The organism is Massilia sp. CT11-137 (assembly GCF_047302885.1).
GTDB classification, from domain to species: Bacteria; Pseudomonadota; Gammaproteobacteria; order Burkholderiales; family Burkholderiaceae_D; genus Telluria; species Telluria orientalis.
The window spans coordinates 961,789-977,593 of the sequence record NZ_JBKYMP010000002.1 but is presented as its reverse complement, the minus strand read 5'-3'; the positions used below and the strand labels follow the sequence as shown (position 1 = coordinate 977,593).

At 65.6% G+C, this 15,805-nt stretch carries 9 protein-coding genes; all 9 read right to left on the bottom strand.

The genetic code is table 11. From position 1 onward, the window contains the following. Positions 1-24: 24 nt before the first annotated feature. The 9 genes from ACEN98_RS21170 to xdhA all read right to left on the bottom strand — a co-directional run bounded on the left by ACEN98_RS21170 (position 25) and on the right by xdhA (position 15,720). Positions 25-852 carry a MipA/OmpV family protein gene (locus ACEN98_RS21170; protein WP_413386942.1) on the bottom strand — a complete coding sequence of 276 codons (828 nt, stop codon included), beginning with the start codon at positions 850-852 and terminating at the stop codon, positions 25-27. A gap of 96 nt (positions 853-948) precedes the next feature. Next, the gene (locus ACEN98_RS21165; RefSeq protein ID WP_413386941.1) at positions 949-2,001 is read right to left on the bottom strand and encodes a S1/P1 nuclease; all 1,053 of its coding nucleotides are present in this window, start codon (positions 1,999-2,001) and stop codon (positions 949-951) included. A 38-nt stretch (positions 2,002-2,039) separates the two neighbouring features. Further along, positions 2,040-3,710, bottom strand: a complete 1,671-nt coding sequence (locus ACEN98_RS21160; protein ID WP_413386940.1) for a bifunctional metallophosphatase/5'-nucleotidase — start codon at positions 3,708-3,710, stop codon at positions 2,040-2,042. Positions 3,711-3,841: 131 nt separating this feature from the next. After that, positions 3,842-7,255, bottom strand: a complete 3,414-nt coding sequence (locus ACEN98_RS21155) for a carboxypeptidase regulatory-like domain-containing protein (protein ID WP_413386939.1) — start codon at positions 7,253-7,255, stop codon at positions 3,842-3,844. Positions 7,256-7,832: 577 nt separating this feature from the next. Further along, positions 7,833-9,323, bottom strand: coding sequence for an adenosine deaminase family protein (locus ACEN98_RS21150; protein WP_413386938.1), 1,491 nt, complete (start codon positions 9,321-9,323; stop codon positions 7,833-7,835). A gap of 223 nt (positions 9,324-9,546) precedes the next feature. Beyond that, positions 9,547-10,854 carry a guanine deaminase gene (gene guaD / locus ACEN98_RS21145; RefSeq protein WP_413386937.1) on the bottom strand — a complete coding sequence of 436 codons (1,308 nt, stop codon included), beginning with the start codon at positions 10,852-10,854 and terminating at the stop codon, positions 9,547-9,549. Between the two features lies 1 nt (position 10,855). Further along, positions 10,856-11,869 carry a xanthine dehydrogenase accessory protein XdhC gene (gene xdhC, locus ACEN98_RS21140; RefSeq protein WP_413337741.1) on the bottom strand — a complete coding sequence of 338 codons (1,014 nt, stop codon included), beginning with the start codon at positions 11,867-11,869 and terminating at the stop codon, positions 10,856-10,858. 1 nt (position 11,870) lies between these two features. Then, on the bottom strand, positions 11,871-14,216 hold the full coding sequence (xdhB, locus tag ACEN98_RS21135; protein ID WP_413386936.1) for a xanthine dehydrogenase molybdopterin binding subunit: 2,346 nt from the start codon (positions 14,214-14,216) through the stop codon (positions 11,871-11,873). Positions 14,217-14,226: 10 nt separating this feature from the next. Then, positions 14,227-15,720 carry a xanthine dehydrogenase small subunit gene (gene xdhA, locus ACEN98_RS21130; protein ID WP_413386935.1) on the bottom strand — a complete coding sequence of 498 codons (1,494 nt, stop codon included), beginning with the start codon at positions 15,718-15,720 and terminating at the stop codon, positions 14,227-14,229. Between the last annotated feature and the right edge of the window lie 85 nt (positions 15,721-15,805).

The window sequence follows — 15,805 nt, the reverse complement described above, 5'->3', positions numbered from 1 at the left end:
GCTCCCCGAGCCCACGCGAACGCATCACTCATTGGCGCGCCGCGACGAGCGCGCCAACGTCCACGCCAGCCCCACCCCGGCCGACGCGCCGACATCCTTCCTGAAGAGCGGACTGTCCCGGTTCGCATTCCCCGCATAGCTGTCCAGCCGCACGAACGCGAACACGCGCACGTCCGGATTGACCTTGACCGTACCGAACACGCCCGTCCGCACCAGCATCAAGCCGCTGTCGGCCCGGTACGCCGACCGGTCCGCCGTCGCATACTGCGGCGCGACGTCGTAGAAATAACCATGGATGCGGCGGTCGCCGAACACGGCGCCGACCTGCGCTTCCATCGTCCAGCGGCCCGCGTCGCCGCGGCGTTCCCACACGAAGCGCGGCTCCGTCGTCCACCCCTGGCGGCGCAGGCCGCCGCGCGCTTCGATGACGGCGCGTACCGGGAGTTCGAAGCGCAGGCGCCCCGCCTCGCCCAGGTCGGCGAATTTATACTTCACGCGCGGGCCGAATTCGACGAGCGTGCCGAGGTCGGGCATGCCGCGGCGCGCCTCGACGTCGTCCGAACGGGACGGCAGCGCGCCCGCGAAGCCGATGTCGAATTCGACCTTGTCCGTGTCCAGCAGGCGCGCGCCGACGCCCTGCTGGTCGGCGCGCAGCACCTTGCCGCGATACAGCAGGAACGGCAGCACGAGGCCGCGGTTGCTGCGGTCGGACGCGCCCGGATACGCGGGCGTGTTGAACACGGCGGCGCCGATGCCGGCTTCCCACAGCGGGAGGTTGGGTTCGGCGGCCACGGCGGGCACGAGTGCCACCAGTGTGGACGCGGGGATGATGAAACGAAGAATCGTGGGCATGGTAAGGGTCCGTATGAATCCGCGATTCTAACCCACGAAAAAAAACCGCCGCGGCCTTGTGGGCGCGCGGCGGCTTGCGGAAGGCTGGCGCCGGGATTACGGCCAGATCGCCTTCAGCAGCGCGGCCAGGTTGTAGCCGCCCTTGATCATCTGTGTCTTTGCGAGCGCGGAGCTGGGCACCGGATAGTCATTCGGCACTTCCAGCGTCCACGTGTAATAGGTCTCGCCCTTCTTGCTCACCTGCGGCACGATCTTGCCCGCGGTGACGCCCGCGAACGCGATCTTCGAGACCGCCAGCGTATCGTCCGCCCACTGGTACGGCCAGGTGACGGGATCGCCGCTGTTCTGCGCCACGTTCGGCTTGCCGTCGATGGCGGCCTGCGCGAACCGCTCTGGCGTCTTCGCGCGGACGCGGCGGAACGCGTAGTCGACCGTCGTGCTGTCCCAGTACGAGTGGAACGGCTTCGTCAGCGCCTGCGGCACGCCCGGCTTGACGGGCTTCGGTTCGCCCGGCGGGATCAGGTTGGCGGACATCTGCTCGATCTTCGCGTCGTCCATCAGGAAGTTGTTGCCGCCGCGCGAATCGAAGACGACGGTCTCGTCGATCTCGGCCTTCGTCTTCGGCACGATGAATTTTCCGTCCTTGTCGACGAAGGCGGCGCCCACGTGCAGCGGCTGGACGATGTCGCCCGCCAGGTGGGTCACGAGGATCAGCGCCTGGCGCTTCGTGAACTTGTGCGGATTGGTCGCGGGCGTGTCCTTGCCCTGCAGGACGGCGATGGCTTCCTTCAAGGTCTGCACGATGTCGTCGTCGGCCGTGCCGGCGGCGCCGTCGTGGTAGTGGTCGAGCTGGAACGGGACGTCCGTGTAGTGGTATTCGCCGTGCTTCGGATTCGCGTTCACGTACTCGATCATTTCCGGCGTCTGCGGACCGCACCAGTTGCCCTTCACGCAGTCGGGCCACGTCGACACGGCTTCCAGCGATTCGCCCGGCAGCAGCAGCGCCTGCACCTGCGCCTCGGCATGCGTGCCCTTGATCAGCTTGTCGGCGATGGCGCCCACGGCGCGGTGGCCGTCCGTGCCCCATGCGGCCGCATCCATCGACACGAAGGCGCCGGCCAGCGCCACGACACATGCGATTTTCTTCATGAGATTCTCGTTAAATACTGTGAATACGGTTTATATCGTTAGCGGACCTTGCGGATGCGCTGAGGTGCGGCAAAACTCATGCCGCCGGCTTCCGGATGCTTCTGCAGGTACGCGATCAGCGCATCAAGGTCGCGCAGGCCCGTCTCGACGCGGCGCGTGCCCTTGGCGAACATCGGGATGTTGTCGCCGCCCTCCGCCAGGAAGTTGTTGGCCACGACGCGATACACCTTGTTGTCGTCGAGCGCCTTGCCATCCACCTTCACGTTCGCCGTGCGGCGGCCGACGGGTTGCGCGCCGTCCCAGTCGTACGTCAGGCTGCTGGACACGGCGAGGATCGAAGGATCGGACGATGCCGGCCGGTCCCACTGCTGTTCGAGCACGCGGCGCAGCTGCGCGCCGGTGAGGTCCATCACGACGAGCGTGTTCCCGAACGGGAGCACGGCCTGCGCCTGGCCGAAGCTCACCACGCCGCCCTCGCCCACTTCGAGGTCCTTGCGGATGCCGCCCGGGTTCATGAAACCGATCTGCGCGCCCTGGTCGCGCGTGGCGGCGACGGCCGCGTCGGCGATCACGCCGCCCAGCGCCGATTCGCCGGCCGGATTCTCCTTGCGCGACAACGCGCCCTGCACGCGTGCCACCGGCTTCGCGAGCTCCGCGCGGCTCTTCGCACGCACGTCCGCGAGATACGCCGACAGGCTCGCGTCAGGCTGGAATGCGTCCGGCGCCATCACGACGTTGCGCACCTGGATGTCCTGGACGGCCTTCGTGGCCGGATCGAGCGTCAGCCTGATGCGCGACAGCAGATGGCCGTACGCGTCCGCCTGCGTGACGACCTTGCCGTCCACCTTGCACAGATAGCCCGTGTGCGAATGGCCGCTGATGACGAGGCGGATCGCGGGGTCGAGTTTCTTCGTGATGGCGACGATCGGGCCGTGCAGGGTGTCGCAATCGGCCTTGTCATACGGCTGGTCGGCGAAGCCGCCTTCGTGGATCAGCACGACGAACACCTGCGCGCCCTGCGCACGCATCGCGGGCAGCACCGCGTTGATCGATGCCGCTTCATCCTCGATGGCGAGGCCTTTGATGGACGAGGCGATCGTCACGGAGGCGAGATCGTGCAGCACGGCGCCGATCAGGCCCACCTTGACGCCCTTGACGTCGACGATGCGCCAGCCCGGCACGAGGGTCTTGCCCGTCTGCGCGTCGACGACGTTGGCGGCGAGGTAAGTAAAACCGGCGCCCTTGAAATCGGGCGAGAAGCGGCATGCTTTCGCGGGACGCGGCGAATCGCAGCCGCCGTGCTGCTGGCGCAGCAGCTCCTTCGGTCCCTGGTCGAATTCGTGGTTGCCGAGCGAGCTGGCGACGAGGCCCATGCGGTTCAGCGCCTCGATGCTCGGTTCGTCCGCGAACATCGACGACGCGGCGGGGCTCGCGCCGACGAGGTCTCCGGCCGCGACGAACAACAGGTCCGGGTCGTCCTTGCGGAACGTGTCCAGCGCGCCTTTCAGCACGTCGATGCCGCCCGCCTGGATCGTGCGCGGCTGCGTGGAGCCCGGCGGCGTGTACGTGTACTTGCTGGGCTCGAGATTGCCGTGGAAGTCGTTCAGCGCGACGAGATTGATCTCGAGCGGACGGACCGGCGCGGAGGCGCAGCCGGACAGCAGCAACGCGGCGCCCAGGGCCAGCACGAACGGACGGGATACGATCATATGAAGTCTTTGTGATGCGAACGGCAGCCATCGATTATGGCACGCCCGTTCGCAGTTCTGGTCTTTACAAGGGAAGAAAAGACGGCCCGGTGTCGCCACCGGCCGTCATCGTTACATCGGCACGCGTCCGATCAGAACTCGTACTTGACGGTTGCCTGGATTGCCCACTGCGATTCGCCCTTGTTCTGGCGGATGACGTAGTCCTCGACCTGCGGACGCACCGCGTACACGTATTTGCCGTTCTGCATGCCCGCGTAATCGACGAAGCTGCGCGCCTGGCCGCCGGCGGACTGGAAGGCCACCTCGTTGATATGACCCCATTTCTTGTTCAGCAGGTTGCCGAAGTTGATGAAGTCCAGCGAGAAGAAGGCTTTGTTCCGCTTGAACATACCCGGGATTTCCTGGCTGATGCGCAGGTCGAAGCTGTTGGTCCAGGGCGCGAAATCGCTGTTGCGTCCAACCACGCCGCCTTTCGAATTGCGCAGGGCCTTGTTGCCATTGACGATATCCCAGAACTTCTGCTCGTTGGCGTGGCTGGTCGCCGTATCGCCGGCGAAGACCACCTCACCCGAACCGAAGGCCTTCGGAACGTACAACAGGTCGTTGCCGGCCTGGCTGTCGCCGTTCATGTCGTTGTTGAAGGTCCAGCTGAACGGCTTGCCGGAACGGCCTTCGTAGAACACGCCGAAGCGCGTCTTGTACTCGCCAAAGAACTTCTTCTCCCAGTTCACGAGTGCGTTGATGCGGTTCTTGACCAGGTAGCCCGCGTTGGCGGCCACGTTTTCGTTCGGATTGAACACCGAGCGGCCGTTCCAGTTCGAGGTCGACACCGACGACGTCAGCGGCGAGACTTCCGTCGCGTCGGTGTGGCTATAGGCCACCGACCAACCGAGGCCCTTGGTCATCGGCGCCGTCAGCGAGACGGTGGCGACCTTCGAGCGGCCCTTGTCGGTCGAGCGGGCGAGCATCACGTCGGTGAAGCTGCGGTTGCTCAGGAACTTGCTCGTCACGTTGCGCGACACGGTGACCGTGCCGTCGGCGGCCGAGAAGTTCGCCGAATCCATGCCGGCGGCATTCCAGAACAGCTGGCGGCCATCCGAACCAACGGCCGTCGCGCCTCCCAGGTTCAGGTTCTCGTAATAGATGGCGTCCTTGTTCTTGGTGTACAGGTACTCGGCGCCGAACACCAGGCCATACCAGGGCAGTTCGGTATCGAACGCCACGTTGGATTTCCAGATGGACGGCTGGCGCAGACCCGGATCCAGGAAGTCGACCTTGGCCGCCGGCGCGCCCGGGATCGTCGGTTGCGCATCCGGGTTTACGCTGAAGAAGCCGTCGCCCTGCGGGCACTTGACAGTGCCGGTGACGGAGCAGTTGACGATGCGGGTGGAGACGCCCGGGTTCGAGAACGGGTTGGCCATCCAGACGGCGGCGGCGGCACCCTGGAACAGGCCGATGCCACCACGCACCTGGGTCGGACGGGCACTGTCGACGCGGTAGTTGAAGCCGAAGCGCGGCTGCCACAGCTTCTGGCCGTCCGGCGTGACCGTGTTGTCGTAACCGAAGCCGCCGGATTGCGCCTTGCCGGTCGCGAAGTTCCCCGGCACGACCGGCTGGGCCGCGGCGGCGTTCGCGAGCGGACGGCCGCCCACGCCCGTCTCGTCGACGCGCACGCCATAGGTCAGCGTCAGGTTCTTGTTGACGTTCCATGTATCCTGCACGAACAGGCCGGTGTCGCGCATCGAGAAGCTGGCGGCGGCGTCGTTCAGCGACGCCACGCCAGGCGCCGTCAGCTGCACGCTGTACGAGGTCGGGCGGCCGCGGCGGAAGTTTTCCAGTACCGCCGCTTCGATCTGGGCGTTCGTGCCTTTGGAGCAGGTGAACGTCGAGGGCACCGAGGTATAGCCGCCGATCGCGTTGTAGTCCGCGCAACCGAACGTGTAGTTGCCGTAGACGTCCTGCAGGTAGGCGTTGAAGATCTCGTTCTTGCTGTTGTCCGCACCGAACTTGATCGCGTGGTCGCCAACGGTCCAGTTGGCGCCCGCGTACAAGTCATACGTCTTGGTGCCCAGCACGTTGAACTGGCGCGAGCGCTCGGTGCCGAAGTTCAGGTAACGGGTCGCCGTCGGCACGCCTTCCGGGGCGTCGGCGGGCAGCGGACCCGAGAACTGGAGCGCCATGGCCGGCAGGCGTGTGCTGTTGGCCGGCACCGAATCATAGAGGCGCTGCGAGGCCTTGAACTCGGTCGAGAACGTCGGCGTCCAGTCCGAGAGCACCTGGCCGACGATGGTTTCGATGCTCTTTCCCTGGTTGTAGTTCGACGAGGTCAGGCCGACGCCGCTGTTCGAATAGCCCGGGTACATCGGCTCGCTCTGCGACGTTTTCGAATAACGCAGGCTGGCCCGGTGGTCGTCGTTGATGTTCCAGTCGAACTTGAGCATCTGCTCGCGCGACGTCATCTTCGAGCCGCCGGCCGTCGGGCTGCCGATGTCAATGCCGTAGACGCTCCTGGCGATCTGCTGCGCCGAGGCGATCGACGACTGGGTGATGCCGACCGTGGTGGCGGCGCCGCTGCCGAGCGGGCCGTAGTTGGACGAGGCGCGGGTGCTGTCGAATTCTTCGCTCAACGCGAAGACGAACAGCTTGTCCTTGACCAGCGCACCGCTGGCCCAGACGCCCTTGGTCGTCTCGTCGAACGACGGCGGCGCACTGTAGGTATCCTTGGTGATGTCGTAGCGGTCGCCGGCCCACTTGTCGTTGCGGTAGACGTAGTAGACGCCGCCCTTCCACTTGTTGGTGCCGGATTTGGTGACGGCGTTGATGTTACCGCCGGTATACCCCTTCTGGGTCACGTCGTAGTTGGCGACGTTGACCTGCACCGACTGGATCGCTTCGATCGAGATCGGCTGGCGCGCGGTCGGGCTGCCGTTCGACTCGAGGCCGAAGGTGTCGCTGACGTTCACGCCGTCGATGGTGATCGTGTTGTAGCGCGAGTTCTGGCCGGCGACGGACATCTCGCCGCGTTCCTTGTCCGTTTGCGAGACGCGCGGGTCGGCGCGGGCATAGTCCTGCAGGTTGCGGTTGATCGAGGCCTGGGTCTGCAGTTGGGTGGCGCTGATGGCGGTGCCCGCGCCCATGTTGCTGTTGTTGAAGATGTCGGAACGCGCGCGGTTGCCGGCGATGGTCACGGTCTGCATCGGCGCGCCGACGGTCGCGTCGACGGTGGCGGTTTCCGCCAGCTGCAGGTAGATGCCTTCGCGTTTTTCGGTAACGCCGTCCTTGGTGATGATGATCGTGTACGGACCGCCGGTACGCAGGCCGCGCGCGATGTAGCGGCCTTGCGCATCGGTGACGACGTTGCTGACCGAACCGGATTCGGTGTGAACGATTTGCACTGCGGCGCCGGCGGCCGGTCGGCCGTCAGCGCTCGAGATACGACCGCCGACAGCCGACGTCGTGTTCTGCGCCAGGGCCGGCGCCCCCGCGAGCGCAATCGACAGAGCCAGCGCCAGCTTCGTCAGCTGGATCCGTTTTTGATAGATCATTGGATTAACCCCAAATAGACTTGATAGTTATGGTTGGGAACGGAGTTCCCCCCTCTTGAGTACTGCAATCCTCGACCGGCCGCTCATGACGCCCGGTCTCTCGTTCTTTCTGCATGCTGTTCGATGGTGCGGATGTGGATGACAATGCACCAGCAAAAAGCAGCGCACGCGAGTCTAGCGGTTAATTGTTTCCAGGCTATTACACCCAAAACCACGCATTTTCTCGGACGTTGGCTTAATAAAAGGCCAATATGGCATGAAGCCGTTTATCGAGACAAATACGTTTTCACTTCGGAATTTATAGCTTGCGCGTATAAGTTGCTCAAGAAGTGAGCAGGCGGTCGCGTGCGGGATGCATTTTCCCTCAGAAACGGACAGGTCGGGATGATAAATGGGGCGTTCTCGAATGAAATTGTTTAGCTTGGTTTTTAAGCAAACGACATGACAATTAATCCATTCTGTCGCGAGTTGGCCACAGGGGCGGCATATGCGGTGCCTGTTCCACATAGTCGGGTGGCAACTGCGGTTCGGAGGAAGGATGCCGGCGGCGGGACCGCCGCCGGCGGGAGGATAAAACTCAATGCTTCACGGCGGTGCGTTCGAGCGCGGCGACGTCCGACTCGAAGCGCGCGAAGCGTGCATCGAGCAGGCGCGTCAGGCGCTGCTTGTCGGAGTCCGGCAGGAAGCTGTAGCGGATGCTGTTGTACGACGCCTTTTTCACTTCCGCATAGCTCGGCTTGTAGCGGCTGGCGAACAGCACGTATTCGTTGGCCAGGTTGTGGCGCGTGACGCCCGCGTCGTCCGTCGAGATCACGTACGGCACGCCATATTTGCGGTACAGCGTGATCGGGTGGTTCTCGCCCTGCACGCCCTCGATGAACGCGTTCGACGTCAGGTTGATTTCGACCGGGATGTCCTTCGCGCGCATCGTCTTCATGATGCCGACGGCGTTCGTCTCGTGCGCGAGGTCGATACCGTGGCCGATGCGCTGCGCGCCCGCCACGTTCAGCGCCTGGTCGATGTGGTATTTCAGGTCTTCCGGCGGCACGTCGCCCAGCGCCAGCTCGCCCGCGTGCATCGCGACGTTGACCTTCGGGTACACCTTCTTCAAGTAGCGGAACATCTGCATGTGCAAGGTGTAGTCGCGCATGGAGACCATCTGGCTTTCCTGGCCCACGATGTTCACGCCGACGATCTTGCCGCCCCGCGCGGCCGATTCGAACGCGGCCAGCATCGACGAGAATACGCGCGACGGCGAGAACAGGCGCACGACATAGGTCTGGTAGCGCATCGTGAAGTTCTCGTCGTCGATGCCCTGCGCCGCTTCGTTGACGGTGCGGACGAACGTGTCGACGGAGGCGCGGAACGCCGGCGTCGCGTTCAGCTTCTGGCGCGCGGATTCCAGCAGCTGGGCGAATTTCGCCTCGTCGCGTGCGCTGTCCCAGGCGCGCTTGTCGAATTCGGGATCGGAGACCGTGTCCGGGCTCTTGAACATCGTCTCGATGTAGGCCACGTTCTCGGCCAGCGCGCGGTTCTTCAGCTCGACGAGGCCTTCGTGGAAGTTGCGGTCGGAGATGGGGCCGAAGTAGCCGAAGGTCTGGAAGAACTGGCGGTCCGGCGGCGGTTGGATGGCGCCGTGATTATTGAAATCCTTGCTCGACCAGCGCTGCAGCAGCTCGCGCCACGTGGCGTCGTCGGCATACACGTCGGACGACGACAGGCAGGCGCGGTCCTTCGGCTGCTTCGCGCGCTCGTGCTCGACGACGCTCCTGTCGGTCTCGATCTTGTAGGTCAGCTTGTTGACGCAATAGCCCTGCTTGTCGAGCCAGTCGACATAAGTCTCGGCATAGATCGCGCCGGAGTAGTGGTGGTGCAGGTCGCCGCCCTTGGGCATCTGCGAGAAGAACAGGACCAGCTCCGCCGTCTTCGGCTGGGCGCCCGCGATCAGGGACGCGTAGTGGCGCGCGGTGGCCGCTTCATTGGGGCCGGACGCCGGGGTGCGCGCGGAAGCGGCGGCCGCGAGGGCCGCCAGGGTGATCAGCAGGCTGCTGCTCAGGGTTTTTGTCATGTCGGTCTCGACTGGTGAGTGGTTGTTGACAGTATCTCATCAGCCGCCGAGTCGCAGAACACGAACTACAGGACCGCAAACCTCAAAACCGTCATCCCCGCGCAGGCGGGGATCCAAGCTTGTATGCGCAGTCGAGATGCAAACAAAACTTGGGCCCCCGCCTTCGCGGGGGCGACGATTCATGAGCTCACGTTACTCACACGTTCGGTTTCATGCTCTTCGCTTACTGCGCCCGCTCGTGCACCCGCTTGCCCGCCGCATACGTGGCACGGATCGCGCGGTCGTCGCCCAGCAGCGCCAGCGCGAACAGGGTTTCCTCGAGCGAGTCGCCGTTCGCCGTGCGGCGCGCCAGCAGCGGCGTCGCCTTCGGGTCGAGGACGATGAAGTCCGCCTCGGTGCCGGCGGCAAAATTGCCGATCGTCCCTTCGAGCTGCATGCTGCGCGCGGCGCCCAGCGTGGCGAGATAGAACATGCGCAGGGCCGGGAGATAGCTGCCTTTTAACCGCGCAACTTTATACGCTTCATTCATTGTTTGCAACATCGAGAACGACGTGCCCGCGCCGACGTCCGTCCCCAGCGACACGTGGGCATGCACGCTGTCCGCCTTCGCGACGTCGAACAGGCCGCTGCCGAGGAACAGGTTCGACGTCGGACAGTGGGAAATCGCGGCGCCCGTGTCGGCCATCAGCGCGAAGTCGACGTCGTCCAGCCAGATGCAGTGGCCGAACATCGCGCGCGGGCGCATCAGGCCAAAGTGTTCATAGACCTGCAGGTAGCTGCGGTTGTCCGGGTACAGGCTTTTCACCCACGCGCATTCGTCGCGGCTTTCCGACACGTGCGTCTGGATGTACGTGGTCGGGAACGCGCGCGCCAGCTCGCCCGCCGCGGCCAGCTGGGCCGGAGTCGACGTCGGCGCGAAGCGCGGCGTGATCGCGTACATCGCGCGGCCGTGATTGTGCCAGCGGCGGATCAGCTCTTCGCTCTCGCGCAGGTCGGCCGTGTCTTGCAGGAAGTCCGGGCAATTCCGGTCCATCAGCACCTTGCCGCCGGCCATGCGCAGGTTGCGCGCGGCGCTCGCCTCGAAGAACGCGTCGACGGATTCCTTGTGCACCGTGCAGTAGACGAGCGCCGTCGTCGTGCCGTTGCGCAGCAGTTCGTCGAGGAAGAATTCGGCGACGGTGCGCGCGTGCACCGGGTCCTTGAACTGGCGCTCGGTCGGGAACGTGTAGTTCTCCAGCCACGGCAGCAGGTCCGGCGCGGGCGAGCCGATCATGTCGGTCTGCGGGAAGTGCAGATGCGTGTCGATGAAGCCGGGCGTGATGATCTGGCCGCGGTAGTCGACGACGTCGGTGCCGTCGGGCAGCGTGGCGACCAGCTTGTCGTAGTCGCCGGCGGCGAGCACGCGGCCGTTCTCCACGACGAGCAGGCCGTCCTGGTGCCAGGCATGGGCGTTCTCGGCGAAGGCCGGATCGGCGTGGAAGTGCAGCAGGCTCGCTCGGTAGGCCTGCGCGGTACGGGTATCGTTGGACATCTCAGTCTTGTTCCAGTGGGACTTCGGTTGCGGTCGCGGGCGCGGCGAGGGCCGCCGCCTCCCAGACCATCAGCAGTTGCGCGACGACGGCCACGGCGATCACGGCGGGTTCCTTGCCCTTGATGCCGGGGACGCCGATCGGGCACACCATGTCGTCCAGGCGCGCGCGGGAAATGCCGCGGTCGCGCAGGCGGTGCTCGAACTGCCTGCGTTTGGTTTCCGATCCAATGAGGCCGAACCAGTCCTGGTGCGCGGGCCGTCGGAGGATCGCTTCGGTCAGGCGCTGGTCGAGCGCATGGTTGTGCGTCATGACGAGGAAGCTCGTGCCGGCGGGCGCCGCGCGCACGACGGCTTCCGGCAGGTCGGTCGCTTCCACGACGACGTTCGGGGCGACGGTGGCCGGGAACAGGTCTTCCCGTTCGTCCACCCACGTCACCTTGCACGGCAGGTCCGCCAGCAGGCGCACGATGGCGGCGCCCACGTGGCCGGCGCCGAACAGCATCACGTGCGCGCGCGGCGCCGGGACGTGGTCGACGAGCCAGCGCCGTCCCGCGTCATCGAGCAGCACGCGAGTGCCGCCGCTGCGCTCGAAATCCGGGTAGCGGCCGCCCTTGCGCTGGATGTTGTGGCCCAGCGCGTCGACGAGCGCGAGATCGGGTTCGCCGTCCAGGGCGACGACGCGCCACACGTCTTCATGACGGCGCGCTGCCAGCTCGGCGCACTGGTCGCGGTCGACCAGTTCGAACGCGAGGTGCACGACGCCGCCGCAGCACTGGCCCAGGCTCGGGCCGAGCGGGAAGCGTTCGATGCGGCGCGCCTCGCTGGCGCCGGCGGCGAGCATGGCGCGCGCCGTCTCGATGCCGCGCAGCTCGAGGTGGCCGCCGCCGACGGTGCCCCACTGCCCGCCGGCGTCGACGAGCATGCGCGCGCCCGGTTCGCGGGGTACGGAACCGTCGACCTTCGCGACCGTGATCAGGACGGCCGGCTGCGCGGTGGGGATGAGCCAGTCGTCCATGCTAGGGCCCCTTCGATTCCTGCACGGCCTGTTCGACGAAGGACACGGCGTCGAGGATCGCCTCGCTCGTCGCCGGCGCGCGCAGCGGCGGGTTCACCTTGTGGTCGCCCACGGCCGAGATGGCGTCGCGGATCGCGAGGAACACGGAGAACGGCAGCAGCAGCGGCGGTTCGCCGACGGCCTTCGAGCGGTGGATCGAATCGGCCACGTTGCGGTTGTTGAAGAGCTTCACCGTGAACGCGTCCGGGCAATCCGACACGCCCGGGATCTTGTAGGTGGACGGCGCATGCGTCATCAGCTTGCCCTGCGCATTCCACCACAATTCTTCCGTCGTCAGCCAGCCCATGCCCTGGATGAACGCACCTTCGACCTGGCCGATGTCGATGGCGGGGTTCAGCGAGTTGCCGGCGTCGTACAGCGCATCGGCGCGCAGCAGTTTCCACTCGCCCGTCAGCGTGTCGATGACGACTTCCGCCACCGCCGCGCCGTATGCGAAGTAGAAGAACGGGTTGCCCGTCATCGTCTTCGGATCCCAGTGCAGGTTCGGCGTCGCATAGAAACCGTCCGACCACAGCTGCACGCGCGACAGATAAGCTTTCGCCACCAGTTCGCCGAACGGGACTTCGTGGCCGTTCGCGAACACGGTGTCCGCGACGAAGCGCACGTCTTCCACGGCGCCGCCGTACTGCTTCGCGGCGAACGCGGCGAGGCGCTCGCGGATCTGGCGCGCCGCATCCTGCGCAGCTTTGCCGTTCAGGTCCGCGCCCGTCGATGCCGCCGTCGCCGACGTGTTGGCGACCTTGCTCGTGTTGGTCGCGGCGATGCGCACGCGGGTCAGGTCGACGCCCAGTTCGTGCGCGACCACCTGCATCACCTTGGTGTTGACGCCCTGCCCCATCTCCGTGCCGCCGTGGTTGACGAGGATGGAGCCGTCCACGTACACGTGCACGAGCGCGCCGGCCTGGTTCAGGTGCGTCACGTTGAACGCGATGCCGAATTTTACGGGCGTCAGCGCGAGTCCCTTCTTCAGCACGGGGCTCGTCGCGTTGTACTCATTGATGGCCTGGCGGCGCGCGCGGTATTCGCTCGTCTGTTCCAGCTCGCCCACCAGTTCATGGATCACGTTGTCGACGACGGGCTGGCCGTACGGCGTCACGTTGCGGTCGATCTTGTCGTAGAAATTCAGCTTGCGGATGTCGAGCGAATCCTTGCCGAGGTTGCGCGCGATCTCGTCGATGATGTACTCGATCGCGATGGCGCCCTGCGGACCGCCGAAACCGCGGAATGCCGTATTCGACTGGGTGTTCGTCTTGCCTGCCGCCGCGCGGATGTCGCAATCGGACAAATAATACGTGTTGTCGAAGTGGCAGATGGCGCGGGTGGCCACAGGGCCGGACAGGTCCGCCGAGTAGCCGGCGCGGCTCACCATGTCGACCTTCGCCGCGAGGATGCGGCCGGCGTCGTCGTAGCCCACTTCGTACAGGTAGTGGAAGCAGTGGCGCTTGCCCGTGACCATCATGTCGTCGTCGCGGTCCGCACGCAGCTTCACGGCGCGGCCCAGGCGTTTCGCCGCGATGGAGGCGCAAGCGGCCCACAGCGCCGACTGCGATTCCTTGCCGCCGAAGCCACCGCCCATGCGGCGGCACTCCACCACCACGTTGTGCGAGTGCAGGCCCAGCGCATGCGCCACGACGTGCTGCATCTCGCTCGGGTGCTGCGTGGAGCACAGCACGAGCATGCCGTCGTTTTCCTGCGGGATCGCGTACGAGATCTGGCCTTCGAGATAAAACTGCTCCTGGCCGCCCACGTACAACTCGCCCTTCACGCGCAGCGGGGCACGTTCGAATGCGGTTGCGGCATCGCCGCGCGTCAGGCGCATCGGCGGTAGCACGTACGAGCCGGCGGCGCGCGCGGCCTGCGGCGTCAGGATCGCCGGCAGTTCTTCGTAGCTGACTTTCGCCTTCTTCGCGGCACGGCGGGCCAGGTCGTGGCTGTCGGCCACGACCACGAAGATCGGCTGGCCGATGTATTGCACGAGGCCGTCCGCGAGGATCGGGTCGTCGTGGATGATCGGGCCGCAATCGTTGGTGCCCGGGATGTCCTTTGCCGTGAGCACGGCGCGCACGCCGCGGCTGGCCAGGACGTCCGTAAAATCGATGTCGAGGATGCGGGCGTGCGCCTTGCCCGACAGGCCAAGCGCCGCGTGCAACGTGCCGCGCACTTCGGCGATATCGTCGGTGTAGTCGGCCTGGCCCAGCACGTGCAGCCGGGCCGATTCATGCGTCTTGCCGAGGCCGACCTGCTTCCATTCGGCCTTGGTCAGAGCGGGGGATCCTGCGTCGTTCATGTGTATCTCCTCAAGCCAGTGCGGTCGGCGCGCTTTTAATTTCAATCTTCGCGAACGGGTTGACCGCGTCAGGCGGCAGCGGGTTGTCCTTGCGCGTTTCGAGCCAGTAGCGGCGCAGCAGGTTCTGCGCCGTCTTCATGCGGTAGGCGCTCGAGGCGCGCATGTCGGACAGCGGTGCGTAGTCGTGCGCCAGCGCGGCCATCGCGTCCGTCACGGCCGCTTCGTCCCAGGCGCGCCCGTTCAGGACAGCCTCGGCTTGCGCGGCGCGCTTCGGCGTCGCGGCCATGCCGCCGTAGGCGATGCGGGCCTCGACCACGATGCCGTCTTCCAGCGTGAAGGCGAAGGCGGCGCAGACGGCCGAGATGTCCTGGTCGAAGCGCTTGGCCAGTTTATAGGTGCGGAACGCGACGTTCCTGCGCGGCAGCGGCACGCGCACGGCCTGCACGAATTCGCCGTCGCGCCAGTCCTTCACCTGGTAGCCGAGGTAGAAGTTCTCGAGCGGCATGGTGCGCTCGCCGTCCGGACCGCGCAGCACCAGTTCGCTGCCGATGGCGATCAGCCACGGCATCGAGTCGCCGATCGGCGAACCGTTCGCCACGTTGCCGCCCAGCGTGCCCGCGTTGCGGATCGGGAGCGATGCGAAGCGCTGCCACAACTCGCCCAGCGCCGTCTCGTAATGCTTGCAGATGGCGGCATACGCATCTTCGAGGGAGACGCCGGCGCCGATCTCGACGTAGCCATCCTGCTCGCGCACGGTCTTCAGTTCGGCCACATGGCCCAGGTAGATGACGTCCGTCAGGTCGCGCATCTGCTTCGTGACCCACAGGCCGACGTCGGTTGAACCGGCGAGGATCGTCGCCTTCGGATGCGCGGCGCGCACGGCCACGAGTTCATCCAGGGTACGCGGGGCGTGGAAGGTCTGGCCATCGTATTCATAGGTGGCGCCCGCGTCACGCTGCAGCGCCCGCAGTTGTTCGGTGACGGCGGCGCGGTCGAAATCGACGCGCGGCAGCGTGACCATGCGCCTGGCGGCGTCGATGATGGGACGATAGCCCGTGCAGCGGCACAGGTTGCCGGACAGGGCATCGTCGATCTCGCAGCGGCTCGGCTCGCGGCCTTCCTGCTTCAAATACATGCCCCACAGCGACATCGCAAAACCCGGCGTGCAGAAGCCGCATTGCGAGCCGTGGCATTCGACGAGGGCCTGCTGCACGGGGTGCAGGTTGCCATCCTGCTGCGCCAGGTCTTCGACGGTGAACAGGGCCTTGCCGTCCAGGGTGGGCGTGAACTGGATGCAGGAATTCACGGAGCGCATCTGCAGTTCGCCGTTCTCCAGCGATCCGACGACGACGGTGCAGGCACCGCAATCACCCTCGGCACAGCCTTCCTTGGTGCCGGTGCAGTGCAGGTCCTCGCGCAGGTGCTGCAGGATGGTCTGCGTCGGCGCGACGTCGTTCACTTCATGGACGGCGCCGCGGTAGAAAAATCGGATCGGTGTGGACATCATCGCCTCGGAAAGGATCTTGTGAAAATTATGACTAACTGGATGCAAGAGTAGCACCGGGGGGCAGGCTAGATATATCGGAATA

Excerpts from the sequence above, each read along its gene's own strand:
- ACEN98_RS21160 (WP_413386940.1), bottom strand. The coding sequence starts at position 3,710 with ATGATCGTATCCCGTCCGTTCGTGCTGGCCCTGGGCGCCGCGTTGCTG.
- xdhB (WP_413386936.1), bottom strand. The coding sequence starts at position 14,216 with ATGAACGACGCAGGATCCCCCGCTCTGACCAAGGCCGAATGGAAGCAG.
- xdhC (WP_413337741.1), bottom strand. The coding sequence starts at position 11,869 with ATGGACGACTGGCTCATCCCCACCGCGCAGCCGGCCGTCCTGATCACG.
- ACEN98_RS21155 (WP_413386939.1), bottom strand. The coding sequence starts at position 7,255 with ATGATCTATCAAAAACGGATCCAGCTGACGAAGCTGGCGCTGGCTCTG.
- ACEN98_RS21170 (WP_413386942.1), bottom strand. The coding sequence starts at position 852 with ATGCCCACGATTCTTCGTTTCATCATCCCCGCGTCCACACTGGTGGCA.
- ACEN98_RS21165 (WP_413386941.1), bottom strand. The coding sequence starts at position 2,001 with ATGAAGAAAATCGCATGTGTCGTGGCGCTGGCCGGCGCCTTCGTGTCG.
- ACEN98_RS21150 (WP_413386938.1), bottom strand. The coding sequence starts at position 9,323 with ATGACAAAAACCCTGAGCAGCAGCCTGCTGATCACCCTGGCGGCCCTC.
- xdhA (WP_413386935.1), bottom strand. The coding sequence starts at position 15,720 with ATGTCCACACCGATCCGATTTTTCTACCGCGGCGCCGTCCATGAAGTG.
- guaD (WP_413386937.1), bottom strand. The coding sequence starts at position 10,854 with ATGTCCAACGATACCCGTACCGCGCAGGCCTACCGAGCGAGCCTGCTG.